16 protein-coding genes and 1 pseudogene are annotated in these 14,525 nt (G+C 48.9%); 6 read left to right on the top strand and 11 right to left on the bottom strand.

The window, feature by feature from the left end; all coding sequences use genetic code 11:
* Positions 1-32: 32 nt before the first annotated feature.
* The 5 genes from B156_RS0108285 to B156_RS0108260 form a co-directional block, all read right to left on the bottom strand.
* Complete coding sequence (locus B156_RS0108285; RefSeq protein ID WP_018619214.1) at positions 33-632, bottom strand: pseudouridine synthase; 600 nt, start codon at positions 630-632, stop codon at positions 33-35.
* Positions 629-1,069, bottom strand: a complete 441-nt coding sequence (locus B156_RS0108280; RefSeq protein ID WP_018619213.1) for a DUF29 family protein — start codon at positions 1,067-1,069, stop codon at positions 629-631. The genes B156_RS0108285 and B156_RS0108280 overlap by 4 nt, the downstream gene beginning before the upstream one ends.
* A 39-nt stretch (positions 1,070-1,108) precedes the next feature.
* Positions 1,109-1,885 carry an exodeoxyribonuclease III gene (locus tag B156_RS0108275; RefSeq protein ID WP_018619212.1) on the bottom strand — a complete coding sequence of 259 codons (777 nt, stop codon included), beginning with the start codon at positions 1,883-1,885 and terminating at the stop codon, positions 1,109-1,111.
* Positions 1,885-2,385 carry a DUF6036 family nucleotidyltransferase gene (locus B156_RS0108270; RefSeq protein WP_018619211.1) on the bottom strand — a complete coding sequence of 167 codons (501 nt, stop codon included), beginning with the start codon at positions 2,383-2,385 and terminating at the stop codon, positions 1,885-1,887. Before B156_RS0108270 ends, B156_RS0108275 begins: the two co-directional genes overlap by 1 nt.
* 213 nt (positions 2,386-2,598) lie before the next feature.
* Positions 2,599-3,819: an MFS transporter gene (locus B156_RS0108260; protein WP_018619209.1), complete on the bottom strand. Its 1,221-nt coding sequence runs from the start codon at positions 3,817-3,819 to the stop codon at positions 2,599-2,601.
* 188 nt (positions 3,820-4,007) lie between these two features.
* Between B156_RS0108260 and B156_RS0108255 the strand changes: the two genes are divergently transcribed.
* Positions 4,008-4,727: a LolA-like protein gene (locus B156_RS0108255; protein ID WP_018619208.1), complete on the top strand. Its 720-nt coding sequence runs from the start codon at positions 4,008-4,010 to the stop codon at positions 4,725-4,727.
* A gap of 78 nt (positions 4,728-4,805) precedes the next feature.
* Here the strand turns inward: B156_RS0108255 and B156_RS0108250 are convergent, their stop codons facing one another.
* From B156_RS0108250 to pheS, 4 genes are all read right to left on the bottom strand, one after another.
* Positions 4,806-6,128 (bottom strand): DUF937 domain-containing protein, encoded by a 1,323-nt coding sequence (locus B156_RS0108250; protein ID WP_018619207.1) that lies wholly within the window; start codon positions 6,126-6,128, stop codon positions 4,806-4,808.
* A gap of 158 nt (positions 6,129-6,286) precedes the next feature.
* A complete protein-coding gene (gene xseB, locus B156_RS0108245; protein ID WP_245563702.1) occupies positions 6,287-6,490 on the bottom strand; it encodes an exodeoxyribonuclease VII small subunit in 204 nt (67 codons plus the stop codon).
* Positions 6,491-6,565: 75 nt separating this feature from the next.
* Positions 6,566-7,762 carry an exodeoxyribonuclease VII large subunit gene (locus tag B156_RS0108240; RefSeq protein WP_018619205.1) on the bottom strand — a complete coding sequence of 399 codons (1,197 nt, stop codon included), beginning with the start codon at positions 7,760-7,762 and terminating at the stop codon, positions 6,566-6,568.
* An 88-nt stretch (positions 7,763-7,850) separates the two neighbouring features.
* Positions 7,851-8,888 carry a phenylalanine--tRNA ligase subunit alpha gene (gene pheS, locus B156_RS0108235; protein ID WP_018619204.1) on the bottom strand — a complete coding sequence of 346 codons (1,038 nt, stop codon included), beginning with the start codon at positions 8,886-8,888 and terminating at the stop codon, positions 7,851-7,853.
* Between the two features lie 355 nt (positions 8,889-9,243).
* On the opposite strand from pheS, the gene B156_RS0108230 reads away from it, so the two are divergent.
* Entirely contained in the window at positions 9,244-9,675 is a 432-nt protein-coding gene (locus B156_RS0108230; RefSeq protein WP_018619203.1) for a LytR/AlgR family response regulator transcription factor, read from the top strand.
* A 252-nt stretch (positions 9,676-9,927) separates the two neighbouring features.
* Entirely contained in the window at positions 9,928-10,347 is a 420-nt protein-coding gene (locus tag B156_RS0108225; RefSeq protein ID WP_018619202.1) for a LytR/AlgR family response regulator transcription factor, read from the top strand.
* Between the two features lie 110 nt (positions 10,348-10,457).
* Here the strand turns inward: B156_RS0108225 and B156_RS0108220 are convergent, their stop codons facing one another.
* Positions 10,458-11,129 carry an outer membrane beta-barrel protein gene (locus B156_RS0108220; protein ID WP_018619201.1) on the bottom strand — a complete coding sequence of 224 codons (672 nt, stop codon included), beginning with the start codon at positions 11,127-11,129 and terminating at the stop codon, positions 10,458-10,460.
* A gap of 229 nt (positions 11,130-11,358) precedes the next feature.
* On the opposite strand from B156_RS0108220, the gene radA reads away from it, so the two are divergent.
* From radA to B156_RS0108205, 3 genes are all read left to right on the top strand, one after another.
* Positions 11,359-12,744 carry a DNA repair protein RadA gene (radA, locus tag B156_RS0108215; RefSeq protein ID WP_018619200.1) on the top strand — a complete coding sequence of 462 codons (1,386 nt, stop codon included), beginning with the start codon at positions 11,359-11,361 and terminating at the stop codon, positions 12,742-12,744.
* Positions 12,745-12,784: 40 nt separating this feature from the next.
* Entirely contained in the window at positions 12,785-13,216 is a 432-nt protein-coding gene (locus B156_RS0108210; RefSeq protein ID WP_018619199.1) for a DUF882 domain-containing protein, read from the top strand.
* A 129-nt stretch (positions 13,217-13,345) separates the two neighbouring features.
* Positions 13,346-14,233 (top strand): alpha/beta fold hydrolase, encoded by an 888-nt coding sequence (locus B156_RS0108205; RefSeq protein ID WP_018619198.1) that lies wholly within the window; start codon positions 13,346-13,348, stop codon positions 14,231-14,233.
* 15 nt (positions 14,234-14,248) lie between these two features.
* On the opposite strand, the pseudogene B156_RS0108200 reads toward B156_RS0108205, so the two are convergent.
* A pseudogene (locus B156_RS0108200) lies at positions 14,249-14,525 on the bottom strand (IS5 family transposase); the annotation flags it as partial.

Genomic DNA, 14,525 nt, shown 5'->3' with positions numbered 1-14,525 from the left:
TACCTGATTTATCCACCGGGCATCCGTACGCTTCATAAATTCAGCCCACGCATTGCCTCGTCCCGACTGAGTTCACGAACATCACCGGGCTGCATCCCATCGGCGGTTAGGGTTTCAATGGACCAGCGAACCAGCCTTAGAGTTGGATAACCCACCGCAGCGGTCATTTTACGGACTTGCCGGTTTTTACCTTCGTGCAAACTAATGGCTAACCACGACGTGGGGATGGCAGCCCGGTAGCGTATGGGTGGGTTGCGAATGGGCAGCTTTGGTTCGGGCAGGATTTGGGCAATGGCAGGCAGCGTTTGGTAAGGCTTGCCATCCACCGAAATTGTAACGCCCGTTGCCAGCTTCTCTGCGGCTTCTGTGGTCAGCTGGCCATCAACCTGTACATAATAAGTGCGCTCATGCCGAAACTTTGGATTCAGCAGCCGGTGGTTCAGTTGTTTGTCGCTGGTTAATAGCAATAGCCCTTCGCTATCGGCATCGAGCCGGCCAACGGGGTACACGTCGGACGGGAAATCGAACGCCAGATCCGCCAGTGTGGGCTTATCGCCCTCCCGGCTAAACTGCGATAGCATCAGGTACGGTTTGTAGATAAGAAAGTAGCGTGGGGTAGCCAAATGGGTCAATCTTTTTTCAGGACTGAATATTCGTCGTCAAACACTTCCTGAAAAGTCAGCGTCATCAGGGTAGTACGGCATTGTGTTCCCTCCTCAGCTTTACGGATAGGCTGTTGAAGCGTTTTATCCCATATTTCCTGTACAAACCGGCGGTTGAGGGTGGGCTTCTCACGCATGATCTCGTCGATGTTTTCGCGGGCATCCAGAATTGTAACTGCCCAGCTGCCGGACCGCTTTTCGGGTTGAATTTTCCACTTTACCACGTGCATCATTAGCCGCGATAGTTGGCTGCGCAACGCCCGTTTCAGCTCCTGCGACATACTCGTAAGTAACGTTTGAAGCCCTTCGGAAAGCTGTTCGTAATCCTGTTCTGCCAGCGTCGTTTGCAGTTCTTCGACTGTATCGACATAAGACGTGGCTGTTAATTCTTGCCAACCCCGTTTCATACTCATGAACCGTTTAAGAAACTAAAGTACGAAAAATAATCAGGTTAGTGATAACCAAACCGGGCAGTGGTCGGCGTGGCTGGCATCGGGCAGCATCCGGCAGTCAAGTATCTGATTACGCAGGGAATCGCTTACCGATGCGTAGTCGATACGCCAGCCCTTATTGTTGTTTCGGGCATTAGCCCGGTAACTCCACCAGCTATACGCTACCTCATCCGGGTGTTTGTGCCGGAACGCATCGGTCATGCCGGAGCCAAACCAGCGGTCCATCCAGGCACGTTCGTCGGGTAGAAAACCAGTCGTGTTCTTGTTCCGAACGGGGTCGTGAATATCAATGGCGGTGTGGGCAATGTTGTAATCACCCACCACTATCAGGTTAGGCCGGGTTTTCCGAAGCTCCTGAACATAGTCGTAAAAATCCCGCAGAAAGGCCATTTTAACACCCTGCCGGATGTCGCCACTGGTACCGGATGGAAAGTAACAGTTTAATAGGGTCAGGTCGTTGAAGTCGGTGCGGAGGATACGACCCTCGCAGTCGTACACAGCTAAGCCGCAACCCTGTACTACGTTCGTTGGTGCGATTCTGGAGAAGGTTGCTACGCCGGAGTAGCCTTTCTTCTCGGCAGCGTGCCAGTGGTATCGGTAGCCAAGTTGCTCAAACGGAGAAAGGTCTACCACATCGGTCGTCGCTTTCACTTCCTGAAAGCAAAGAATATCGAAGTCGTTTTGGGAAAGCCAGTCAATCAGGCCGGGCCGCGCTGGGTCGTTACGCATAGCGGCCCGGATGCCGTTGAGGTTGTAGGAAATAAGTTGCACTACGAGTTATCCGTTTCGAACTCATCGGGCTCTTTCCGGGCGGCAATGAGTTCATCAATCATCAAAATATCATTTAGGTCTTTTGTACGTCGGGCCAGTACTTTCGTTTCACGCAGGTCATTAATATGGAGGAAATATACCGTGTAATCTCCACTTAGGGTAACCGATTTTGCGCGTTTCCGACACGCTGCATAGTTGAAGTGGTGATGAACGCGGGTGAGTACATCCATTGGAATATCATGTATGCGCACAATTTGGGGTTGCGTGAAATCAGTCGAACGTATGGTCTCTACATCACTCTCGTCGTAGCCAAAGGCTACAAGTGCTTTGACAAACTTATCTCGATTTTCATTTGTTGGCTGAAGCCAGATATCCGCATCCTGCGTAAAGCGAACCGCACCGTTGAGAATCAAGGCAAGACCTCCGATTAGAATATAATCTAATTTTTGGGCATCGGCTGCGGCCACAAAGGCAAGAAAGTCGGTATTATCTACATCCATGAGGGAGTGGAAATAGTAATTCCTCTTTCTAATTTTTGAGAGTTGCCCGTGAATTCGACATAAAGTCTGCGCATCTGCCGATAAATCTCCCAGCATTCTTCGGGTGTTCGGCGGGCGTTCTCGCGTACTTGCTCCTCGTGGGGGCCGTTCATGTCACTGTAAAATGTAATGCGGGGTTTGGCCTTTCTTTCCATTGATTTGTTTTTACAAAGTTTACAAACTCCCCGTTACTACTTCATCCTCCTGCGCCAGTACAACTTTCTTGTCGGTAAAGAAGAGTATAAACAGGATTAGCACAGCAGCCGCAATGCCCGCCGGCACCAGCCAGAACTGAGTCCAGTTTACCGTATCACCGGTTGTAAACATATCCTTTGCAAAACCGGAAAGATAAGAGCCGATGCCCATACCTATGCCGTACGTAGCAATCGAAATAAGTCCCTGCGCCGATGATTTTATTTTTTCACCCGCCTTGTTATCGGTGTAAATCTGGCCCGTTACGAAGAAGAAATCGTAGCAAACGCCGTGCAGAATGATGGCCAGGTAGAGCATCCACTCGCCGGGGCCGCCATCACCATACCCAAAACCAATGAACCGTACAATCCAGGCTATGAGGCCTACAATCAGCATTTTCTTGACTCCCAGCCGGGTATAGGCCAACGGAATGAGCAGCATAAAAATAACTTCGGAAGCCTGCCCCAATGACATTTTATTCTCTACGTTCTGCATCCCGCCATCCGTTAGCGAGGGATTGGCCATAGCGTAATAAAAAGAGAGCGGAATACAAATCAGTACCGACGATAAAAAGAAAATGGCAAATGAGCGGTCTTTAAATAGTTTAAAGGCATCCAGACCCAGAATTTGACTGAATGAGGTTGATTTTTCAGCTTTGGGGGGTGTATCGGGCAGAAAAAACGAGAAAATACCAAGCGCCAGGGCGGAGTACATGGATAATTGAAAGATAGTAACCTGATCGCCGAAGCCGTAGTACCCCACAATGTTTGTGACTACTATCCAGGCTACCGTACCCAATACCCGAATGCCCGGAAACTCCTTTTCCGGACTACTCATTTGCTGCATGGCAATGGAAGTGGTCAGGGCCAGGGTAGGTGCGAAGGTGAAGCAATAAACGAGTAGTATCCAGAAAAACTGGTCTGCATCGTTGACCTGAATAAGAAAATACAAAATAGCTGCCCCTACCAAATTAAGTATTCCTAAAACTTTCTGAGCGGAGAAATATCGGTCAGCAATCATGCCTACAAAGAAAGGAGCAATGAGCATGGCAATCGAAAAAGTTGCAAAAGCGGCTCCCTGTTGTATACCAGTGGCACTAAGCTGGGTTTCGAGGTATTTTGTTACTTGACCATACCAGGCTCCCCACACAAAAAACTGGAGGAACATCATGATGGAAAGCTTAACGCGGGTTGTTGACAGCATTGGAGAGGGAAGCGTTTAACGTTTGTCGAATGAAGGTAGAGAACAGTCGTCAGCCCTGCAAGCCGATTGGCCGTAAAACTTGCCGGTCATGCAGTACTGAACGCTTTTCCCCAGCGTTATAACGAAGTTCGTATCGCTTTTACGGATGGCCGAAGTAGATTCGACCCATTTTTTGACTAAACTAATTCATGAAAAAACAACTGATTACGCTGGTAGCTCTGGTAGCTATTCCAGTCTTTTCCTTTGCCCAGACGGCGCAGGAAATAATTGATAAAAACATTAGCGCCGTGGGTGGGGCCGACAAGCTGGCGGCTGTGAAGGCAGTTAGTTATGACCAGGGCATGAACGTCATGGGCATGGACCTTACCGGCAAATCAACAGTGGTGGTGGGTAAGTCTCTGCGTACGGATATTTCTGTTATGGGCCAGCAGATTACAACCGCAGTGGATGGCGATAAAGGATGGACCATCAACCCAATGCAGGGCGGAACTGCACCGCAGGCACTACCGGAAGACCAGGTGAAAATGCAGAAAGGGAATGCCCATATAATCGGTGCCGATCTGGCCGTTGCTAAAGAAGGCAAATACCCGGTAGAGCTGGTAGGTAAGGAAAAAATGGACGATAAAGAAGTATATAACCTGAAAGTGACCCGGCCGGAAGGCGTGGCCAATTACTTTGTCGATACCAATACAAATCAATTGGTGGGTATGAAAACGACGGTTAACGTACAAGGGCAATCGGGCGATGTCAAGGTCAAATATGGCAATTACAAAACGATTGACGGATTAACGATTCCTACGTCGATGGAGTTGGAAAACCCGGCCATGCCCGGACCCATGACTATGAAGCTGTCGAACATTGTTTTCAATCCAACAGTTGATTCTTCCATTTTCGCCATGCCTAAATAGGCAGATTTTGGCAGGTTATAACAAAAGAGACGCATCGATTGCGTCTCTTTTGTTTGACTACTCAAGTTGTTTCGGGACTCATTTGGTTACCACTTTCAGGTCAATTTTGCTGAGCGTTGGTCTGGGAGCAGCCGATGTATCCAGTCTGCTGACTCCCGTTCCCCGTCCAATAGCGTCAACCCGCAGGTAATTGATACCAGAATTGACTAGTTGCTGCTTAATTTGATTGACCCGCTTAAAGGAAAGACTCTTATTGGTAAGGCTACCCTTCGCGTCATTGGCATAGCCAATGAGCTGTATTTGTAGCTGAGGGTACGTTTTCAACAGGGTGACTAGCTCACTGATAACTGGCTGCGAAGTGGGTGTCAGGGAGAGCGAGCCTGGCTGGAATGTAATCCCTGCCAGCGGGAACACACGGCCTTTGGGTAGGGCTGCATTGCCCACATACGGAGCCATTTGCTGCGACAAATTACCCGAAGAAGCAGCCGTAGCCGCGGGAACCGTACTGGCTGGGGCTGTAACCGATGTTGACTTTGGCTGAACGACCGGCTCTGTTGGTACGGCTAGTGAACGCGTAACGGTATCGGCCTGAATGGTATCATTCTCAACCGTTGTAACCTTCGCTTCATCGCCCATGCTGGAGTATTTCTGCGTGTTCTGGTAGAGGAAATAACCACCAATACCGATTGCCACCGCAATCAAAGCACCCACGCCCCACTTGGTCAGGGTTTCATTGCTGCCGTCGGTCTCATCGGCTGGTTCGTAGGTGACCGAAGGGCGAATAGCAGCGGTAGTGGAGCGGCCCGGGGATTCGACCACGGTGCGCCGGGCAGGGGCAGCCAGCCCCATTATAATTTGCTGCAAACCAACTTTTTCTACCAACTGGGGCATTAAATCCTCCGGCACTTCATTGACCAGCGTATCGCGTTCGGCAAACAGCGAAGCCGCCAGTGCGTCGGCATTCAGTTTCTGGTCTTTGACCTGCTTCCCCAGTATATGTAGTACCAAGGTAGTAATGAGGCCTAGGAGCGATATAGCCGATGAGTTACGAATACCGGCATAAATCGAAATCATGCTCCCAATGGAGCTTTTCATGGCTGGTAATAGATGACTGACTACGTTATTTCCCTGGGTAATAATAGTATTGGTCTGGGCTGGGTCTTGCAGGACGACGGGCAGATTTTCGATCAGCGTACCATCGTAACGGCCTTTCTGAATATGGTTGAAAAGTTGATTAACGCCAATTTCGTTGGTCGTCCGTCTCATAAAACCGCCCATCACGGTGTAGACGAGTGCCTGAACGGCTTTTTCGGTTTTTTCGGGCGATTCATCTATATAGACCGCAATGCGTGCTAGTATATCAGAACTCAGTACATGGGTTATATTGGCAAATAAATTCATAGAGTCAATAGAATCAAACAGGGATTTAACAGATACGGGCCTCTCTACTTACAGCACAACCTAAACCCGGCCGCATCCGTACTACTGGTAGTTACCTTGGGGATAAAATTAGGGAAGGTTTAGCAAACGGTACATACCTACGCCAATAAAATCCTGATTTATCGCTTTGGTAGTTTTTCAATAACCTCCTGATACTCCGTCTCAACGGCTCTCAGCCTTTCCTGACAAAATGTAATCAATCCGGTGGCCAGCCTTATTTTATCGGGCAACTCGTCGAGCGATACCTGCTCCGTCTCAATTTCGTAGACTAACGTGGTTAACTGGTCGTAAGCTTCCTGATAAGTCATAGGTAAGGTATTCATAAGGTTGTAAGTCAGTAATTCATAAGGTGCTGACGCTACGTATTGCTTTACTCATTCCAATCCGCCACGTATGACCTATTGACTTACGACTTGAATCATTCCGTCATGCAGTTGTACCTGCAGTGTTTCGCCGGAATAGATGCCCGTTTTATTGGTTAGTATCCGTCCATTTCGAAGCAGAAGGGCATAGCCACGGCGGAGTACGTTGGACGGGTCGAGGTGGCGAATGGTTACGGTTTTTTCGGTGAGATCGGTATGGCGCTCCCGAAAATACGTTTGCCCTACAAACCGTAATCGTTCCGTTTCCCGGTCCAGGTTCTCCCGGGCTGTTTGTAGGGCTTCGCGGGCCACACGGCTCAGGCGTTCCTGAAGTAGCAGACAGGCTACTTCAAACTGCTGGTTGTGTTCAATTAAAAAGGCAGCGGCTTTGGTGGGTGTTTTCACACTTTGATGACACAGTAAATCGGTGATACTTACGTTGCGTTCATGGCCGATACCCGCCAGAATCGGGATATCGAAACCCGCTACGGTGTACCCCATCAGGTAGGAATCGAACGAGCCAAAGTCCAGTTGCGATCCCCCTCCGCGCACGATCACGACCGCATCATATGCCACGCCACTGGTGCGAATCCGTTCCAGCTGACTGCAAATAGCTTTTTCAGCCCCCTGCCCCTGTACCTGCGTCAGAAACTCATCCACCACAAAATCATACCCGAACGGGTTCTGAGCCAATTCGTGCCGGAAGTCACGCCAGCCGTCGGAGTTAGGGGCTGTAATGAGAGCCAGGCGTTGCATGACGACAGGGCGGGGCAGGAGCTGATTGGCCGTAATGTAGTGCCCCTCTTCCAGCCATACCAACTCCGGGTGATCCTGTACCAGCGAGTCGAGTACAGCCTGCCGTTCCCGTTCCAGGTTACCCAGTGTGAAAGACGGATCAATTTTCAGGATTTCCAGCCGCAGCCCGTACACCGGACTAAATCCCACTGAAACCAGCAGTAGCAACTGAATATTACGGGCGAAGGCCACACCCGTTTCCTGCTCAAAATCACTGATGGTATGGTAGTTACGTCGCCAGATAACGGCATCGAGTTTGGCCAGCGTTTCGCGCGTAGCGGATTCCCGCTCTACGAGGGTTAAGAAGCAGTATCCCCGGTCGGGGTAGTTTTTGATGTCGCTGCTTTCGGCCACTACCCATACCGCTTTCTTCCCAAAAGCTTCGTCCAGGACGGCCTCGAGGGTAAACGCTAAATCGGATAGACGAATGGGAGACATAGTGAAAGAGTGAGAGAGTGAAAGAGCGAATGAATAATTAGCGCATTGATTTTTGCTCTTTCATTCATTCACTCTTTTACTCTTTGAATTAAAGTCCTTCAAACTGGCGGAGGAAGCGAACATCGTTTTCGGTATACAGCCGCAGGTCATTGACCACGTACTTCAACTGCGTGATTCGCTCGATGCCCATGCCAAAAGCAAAGCCTGTATACTCTTCCGGGTCGATGCCGCAGTTGGCAATTACCTGGGGGTCAACCATACCCGAACCGGCAATTTCGACCCAGCCCGAATGTTTACAGATGTTACAGCCTTTGCCCCCGCAGATCTGACACGAAATGTCAATCTCGGCACTGGGCTCTGTAAAGGGGAAGTATGAGGGCCGAAACCGAATCTGGGTTCCCGGTTCAAACAGCTCTTTTACAAAGTGATAGAGCGTGTCTTTTAGGTCTTTGAACCCTACATTACGGTCAATGTAGATGCCTTCTACCTGATGAAAAAGGCAGTGTGCCCTGGCCGAAATGGTTTCATTCCGGTATACCCGCCCCGGCATGATGGAGCGGATAGGCGGAGACTGACGCTCCATTAACCGAATCTGAACGTTGGATGTATGCGTTCGCAACAACATATCCGTTCCGCCATACGCTGCTTTCTCCACAAAAAACGTGTCCTGCATGTCGCGGGCCGGGTGGTTGTCGGGGAAGTTGAGGGCACCGAAGTTGTACCAGTCAGACTCTATCTCGGGACCATCGGCCACGTTGAAACCAATTCGCTCAAAAATCTGAATAATACGCTGACGAACCAGGCTGAGGGGATGCTGGGTACCCGTCAGATTGGGTAACGTTGGCAAAGTAAGGTCAATGGGGGGAGCAGTACCAGTCATAGTCTGTTGCTCATCCATAAGCTGACTGAACTGCTCGAACTGCGTTTGAGCAGCATTTTTCAATGCATTCAGTTCCAGCCCAACCGCCCGCCGGTCGGCTGGTGGAACAAGCTTCAGCTGCTCGAATAGTTCAGTTATGACGCCCTTACGGCTAATAAATCGCATTCGGAACTGCTCCAGTTGCTCCGGCGATGTAATTGTATAGTGCTCAATCTGTTGTTGTAGGTCTCTTACTTTATCCAGCATAGACTATTCTTTTGGCAATTTGCTCAAACAAAGGTAGGCAAAACTAGGAATAGCATAAGCCACCAGGGTACGGTGACCTTGTAGGGTATCCTTCTTGTTTATATAATTCAGAACAGATGATAACCCTAAACGACCTAGTCTTTATTTGTTGATTAAACGGTAATATTTCTCTGATTTTTAGTTAGTTAGACAGCGATATCGGTAATATATTAACATTTTAATAATAGGATTGATTGTTGTAGAGTAATTGAACAGGCATGGTACACTGAAAGGTAACCTATATAGATGAAAAAGTGGCACTAAGCTCCTGATTGTCAGCCTAAACCGTTATATACATTTACTCAATCTAAAGATTATGAATGCATTCATCAGCGACTCCATTTTCGACCCAGTGTCCATTAATTTCCCCAAAAGTGTGGAGGAAATTGCCGATTCCGTCTGTTTGCAGAAATTACTTATACCTTTTTACGACCGTAAACGTACTGTTTCTGTTGATGAGATAGTCCGGTTGGAAGGATGCGGTAATTACACAAACTTCTATCTGAAAGATGGCACCAAAATGCTGGTGTCCCGTACACTGAAGGAGTATGAAACATTGCTGGATGGTCAGGCATTTGTTCGGGTACACAAGTCATGCATTGTAAATTTGGGTTTTGTACGTAAATTCTTCATCAAAAAAGAAGGTGAGATCGAACTAATAGATGGTCAACAGGTGAAAATATCACGTCGGCGTGCTCAAACGTTCATGGACCGCTTTCGTGATTTTCAGCCCGTAGTACTGAGTTAATCGTATAAGTATGTTTTTGATTGTGTGAGGAAAAACTGCTCACTACCACACTACGTAGTTTTACGCAATAAGTTGGGTACATTCACCCGAAGAATAGACGAATGAGATTCATAATGCCCTGATTAGTAATTGGTTGACTGTTTTGGTTCAGCCCTTACTAATCAGGGTATTTTCTTGAGTATGGCGTTCATGAGGTAGTTTTGTTTCATCATTTAAGTGCTAAAAAGCTGAACCAAAACTCCCCCTTTTACAATGGACGCTACCAGTTTATCATCAATTCAGGCGCTAACGGTTGTTCCTCACTTTCCGTCTTCGTACCAGCGTAATACACAGCGTATTTCACTACCCTACCTGAATCGTACAATTTTCATCTCTGTCGACGATATTCTGTGTCTTCAGGGAGAGGGAAACTATACGTTTCTGCACACCCGCGACCGTAAAAAGTTTCTGGTATCAAAAACACTCAAGGAATTTGAAAAGACCCTGGACGTGGCCATGTTTCTGCGGATTCATAAATCCTACATTGTCAATCTCGCTTACGTGCAGCGAAACATTTTTAATCGGGATCGTCAGGTTCGCCTGGCCGACGGACGTGAAGTCGGTATATCGCGCCGACGGATGAAAGATATTTCGCAGCGCTTGGCCCAGTACTGGCAACGCCTGTACAACTAGACCGGTCTAATCCCACCTTCAAAAAAGAATGGGTGCCGTAAACCTTGTGAGGTTTACGGCACCCATTCTTTTTTGCTCTCTTTCGGAAAAACCGTTTTCCGATTCAGGGGCTAAAATATCTTGTAAGCCAGCGTTATCTGCCAGGATTTCATTCCCTGACTAAATTTTCCCGCGCTGTTCTCTATCTGAGCAACATCGGAAATATTACCCTGATAACGAACATCGAGGCCAAGTGAGCCGATATCCAGACCACCACCTACCTGATACCCGTAGTAGGCCTGCGACCAAGCATCGTTCAGACTACCCTGAGTATACTGCTTGAGTGCATTACCTAACGACTGGTTATCGTTGATGCGAAACGAAGCCACGGGCCCCGCCACAATCCGGATAGGGCCTCCCTTGATACCCAGCAAAAGAGGAACATCAAAACTAGTTGTGGTTATCGTTGCCGTTTCTGTCTGGCCATTCCGGATAACACCAAACTGACCCGACCGGGTCGAGTACAACACTTCGGGCTGTACGAACAAGTTCCCACCCAAACGCATATAAATACCAAACGACGTACCAATCTTGCTATCGAAGCTATCGCTCAGGTTATTGCGGAATGTTTGCCCGTCAACGCCTACCGTGGGCGAGCCGTTGGGGTTTGTGCCCGTTGAGACAAAGTCGCCAAAACTCAGTTTCGACAGGTTGACACCGCCTTTAATTCCAATTTGGAAGCCCTGAGCAAATGTTAGAGCCGGTACTAGTGTAAGTGATGCGAAAAGCAGGATTTTTTTCATGGTTGTAGTCTAAAGAGTAGTATTGATTGCTAAACGAAAATCAGGCCAACACGGTACAAAAATCAACTTATTTCGAGTAAATGGCGTTAGAATAATGAGCCATTTGCCCCGTTCAGAGTTAGCGAGAACGCGTGTTTTCTGCTGATGCGGGTTTGATGTGCAGCCGGTAAAAAGGTTTAATCTGTTACCGCCTGATGCTTTACGGGTTCATGTATTACTAACCGAAAAAATGGCCAAATTAAAAACCTCCTATTTCTGTCAAAGTTGTGGCTATCAGTCGGCCAAATGGTTAGGCCGGTGTGCAGCCTGTGGCGAGTGGAATACCATGGTGGAGGAGGTAGTCCAGAAGGATGAACCCGAAAAGGGTGGTTGGCGAAGCCCATCGTCCGGGCCGGGAAATGTGAAAATAGCGGCCAAACCAAAAGCACTACACGCCATTAATTTTGAAGAACAGCCCCGTATTGCTACGACGGATGGCGAATTGAACCGGGTCCTGGGCGGGGGAATTGTACCTGGTTCACTCGTCCTGATTGGGGGCGAACCGGGAATCGGCAAGTCAACCCTGCTGTTGCAGATTGCGCTTACGCTGTCGGGTATGCGGGTGCTCTATGTGTCTGGTGAGGAGAGCGAACAACAAATAAAAATGCGCGCCGAACGACTCGATGCCCCCACGAGTGATTGCCATGTGATGACCGAAACGTCCACGCAGAACATCTTCCGGGTGGTGGAGCACTTTGAGCCTGAAATCCTGATTATTGATTCTATTCAGACCATGCAGTCATCTCTGGTAGAGTCGGGTGCGGGGAGTGTTTCGCAGGTGCGGGAATGCACGGCGGAGTTTATGAAGTATGCCAAAGAAAGTGGCGTGCCGGTGTTTATGATTGGCCACATTACCAAAGAGGGCTCACTGGCTGGACCTAAGGTGCTGGAACACATGGTGGATACAGTACTGACGTTTGAGGGCGACCGGCATACCACCTACCGGATTCTGCGAACGACTAAAAATCGCTTCGGCAGCACCGACGAACTGGGTATCTACGAAATGCTGGGCACGGGGCTACGGCAGGTAACGAACCCGTCGGAAATTCTGATCTCGCAGCGTGACGAGGCACTGAGTGGCGTAACCATTGGGTCCATGATGGAAGGTAACCGTCCGCTCCTGATTGAGACGCAGGCGCTGGTAAGTGTAGCCAACTACGGTACTCCGCAACGCAGTAGCACGGGCTTCGATGCCAAACGATTGAATATGTTGCTGGCCGTATTGGAGAAAAGGGGAGGCTTCCGGCTGGGGCAGCAGGACGTGTTCCTGAATATAGCGGGTGGATTACGGGTAGAGGACCCCGCCATTGACCTGGCTGTATGTGCAGCCATTGTATCGAGCTACGAAGATATTGCTATTCCGCCGTCAGTAGCCTTTGCGGCTGAAGTTGGCCTGGGCGGTGAGGTGCGGGCTGTGAGCCGAATCGAGTCGCGGATTGCCGAAGCGGAGAAACTCGGGTTCAAACAAATGTTCATTTCCAAGTACAATTTGAAGGGGCTGGACACCCGGAACTACAAAATCCAGATCAAGCCCGTATCCCGGCTGGATGAAGTGTTTCAGGGCGTATTGATTTAGCGTATTTACGGCCATAAATCTTACACACCTCCACTTCCCGATGAAAGCATTCGCTTTTAGTATGCTTGTTGTTGGCCTGCTGGCAGGTGGCTATTACTGGATCAGCTACTCAAAACTCTCCCTTGAGGTTCAGCGGAAAGAGAAAGCACTCAATAAAGCATTACGGAAGCAAGTCTACAAACCACGTTATTTTCTATTGTCCGGCTACCGACCCCACTGGCTAAACCAGCTTATGCCATTAGCCGCCAAAAACAGCGATCACCAGCGGGGAAAAGCCATTGATTTATTCATTATCGACATTGATGGCAACGGGCAATTTAATAACCTGGATTTGACTATTCTGGCCAAAACTGTCGATACAATGGATAAAAATAATCCCGGGCAGGAGGGAGGAGTTGGGCTCTACCAGAAATCGTTTTCCCGCATGTTCCACTTCGACGTGTCGGGGCATCATCGGCATTGGAACTATTGACATGTGCTGTCACTCATTGTGTTCTTCCTGAATCCGTTGACCGACAGGCATAAATTATTAACAAACCATTTACGGCTCCCGCTGTTTTACAGGTAGTAAATAAGCTTACTCAACCCTCAAAAATTTGCTATGAGCTACATTAAAGCAGGTACGGATGCATCCGGCGACGATATTAAACTTTTCTACCAGGATTTAGGCGGTCCAAACGCCAGCCAAACTATTGTATTAATTCATGGGTGGCCCTTGAGCCACGAAATGTGGGACTATCAATTAGCCGAGCTACCCGCTCATGGTTTCCGGGTGGTTGCCTACGACCGCCGGGGATTCGGTAAATCATCGCAAACCTGGGATGGGTACGATTATGATACATTTGCCGATGACCTGAAAGCGGTAATGGACGAACTGGATCTCCAGAACGTAACGCTGGTCGGGTTCTCAATGGGCGGTGGTGAGGTAGCGCGTTATATGAGTCGCCATGCCGGTGCGCGGGTATCGAAGGTAGTCTTCGTAAGTTCGGTTACTCCTTACATGCTCAAAACGGATGACAACCCCGACGGCGTAGACCAATCCGTATTCGATGAAATGATTGAGGGTATGCAGAAAGACCGGGCTGATTTTCTACAGACTTTCGGTAAAAAATTCTATGGTGTGGGCGTGCTCAGTAAGCCCGTTAGCCAGGCGCACCTGGATGGTGATTTTAACCGGGCTTACGTGGCTTCACACCGGGCTACTGTGGAATCGGCCAAAGCATTTGCCTATACTGACTTCCGGGACGATCTGGCGAAAATTAAGGTGCCGGCTCTGGTTATTCATGGCGACAGTGATCAGACTGTGCCCATTGAAGCATCGGGGGAGCGAACAGCCAGCGCCCTGCCAACGGCTCAGTACATTGTGTATGAAGGGTCGGCACACGGCGTATTTATGCTCGAAAAAGATCGCCTGACACAAGACCTTATTTCATTCGTGCAGGATGGCACTCCCGTTCGGGAATCGGTTGGTGTAACGACTATCTACTAAGAGCGTGTTGGGGAATTAGGTGCTTGATTCTGAGGGTATTCTCTGTAGCATTAGCTGAATGTTAGCCAAATAAAGCCAGTTTATTGATGAACTCAGCGTGTGTTCGTAGTCTTTTACTAGCCGACGGAAGAAGTTTGTCCAAGCAATACTCCGCTCCACCACCCACCGTTTTGCCACTGGAACAAACCCTTTCGCTGACTCCGCTCGCGAAGCTTTTTCAAAATCAATACTCCATTCCCCAAGTGCTTTTTTGAATACACCGTTGTAGGCCTGATCGCCGTATACTTTTTCC

It is taken from the genome of Spirosoma luteum DSM 19990, from assembly GCF_000374065.1.
In the GTDB taxonomy this organism is placed as follows: Bacteria; Bacteroidota; Bacteroidia; order Cytophagales; family Spirosomataceae; genus Spirosoma; species Spirosoma luteum.
The sequence above is the reverse complement of the archived record's forward strand: the minus strand, read 5'-3'. Positions and strand labels throughout refer to the sequence as shown.

What these genes read in the sequence shown, in the direction of transcription:
- B156_RS0108225 (WP_018619202.1), top strand. Translation starts at nt 9,928, where the DNA reads ATGGACGCTACCAGTTTATCATCAATTCAGGCGCTAACGGTTGTTCCT.
- B156_RS0108205 (WP_018619198.1), top strand. Translation starts at nt 13,346, where the DNA reads ATGAGCTACATTAAAGCAGGTACGGATGCATCCGGCGACGATATTAAA.
- B156_RS0108260 (WP_018619209.1), bottom strand. Translation starts at nt 3,819, where the DNA reads ATGCTGTCAACAACCCGCGTTAAGCTTTCCATCATGATGTTCCTCCAG.
- B156_RS0108230 (WP_018619203.1), top strand. Translation starts at nt 9,244, where the DNA reads ATGAATGCATTCATCAGCGACTCCATTTTCGACCCAGTGTCCATTAAT.
- xseB (WP_245563702.1), bottom strand. Translation starts at nt 6,490, where the DNA reads ATGAATACCTTACCTATGACTTATCAGGAAGCTTACGACCAGTTAACC.
- B156_RS0108280 (WP_018619213.1), bottom strand. Translation starts at nt 1,069, where the DNA reads ATGAAACGGGGTTGGCAAGAATTAACAGCCACGTCTTATGTCGATACA.
- B156_RS0108220 (WP_018619201.1), bottom strand. Translation starts at nt 11,129, where the DNA reads ATGAAAAAAATCCTGCTTTTCGCATCACTTACACTAGTACCGGCTCTA.
- B156_RS0108210 (WP_018619199.1), top strand. Translation starts at nt 12,785, where the DNA reads ATGAAAGCATTCGCTTTTAGTATGCTTGTTGTTGGCCTGCTGGCAGGT.
- B156_RS0108255 (WP_018619208.1), top strand. Translation starts at nt 4,008, where the DNA reads ATGAAAAAACAACTGATTACGCTGGTAGCTCTGGTAGCTATTCCAGTC.
- B156_RS0108250 (WP_018619207.1), bottom strand. Translation starts at nt 6,128, where the DNA reads ATGAATTTATTTGCCAATATAACCCATGTACTGAGTTCTGATATACTA.
- B156_RS0108270 (WP_018619211.1), bottom strand. Translation starts at nt 2,385, where the DNA reads ATGGATGTAGATAATACCGACTTTCTTGCCTTTGTGGCCGCAGCCGAT.
- radA (WP_018619200.1), top strand. Translation starts at nt 11,359, where the DNA reads ATGGCCAAATTAAAAACCTCCTATTTCTGTCAAAGTTGTGGCTATCAG.
- B156_RS0108240 (WP_018619205.1), bottom strand. Translation starts at nt 7,762, where the DNA reads ATGTCTCCCATTCGTCTATCCGATTTAGCGTTTACCCTCGAGGCCGTC.
- pheS (WP_018619204.1), bottom strand. Translation starts at nt 8,888, where the DNA reads ATGCTGGATAAAGTAAGAGACCTACAACAACAGATTGAGCACTATACA.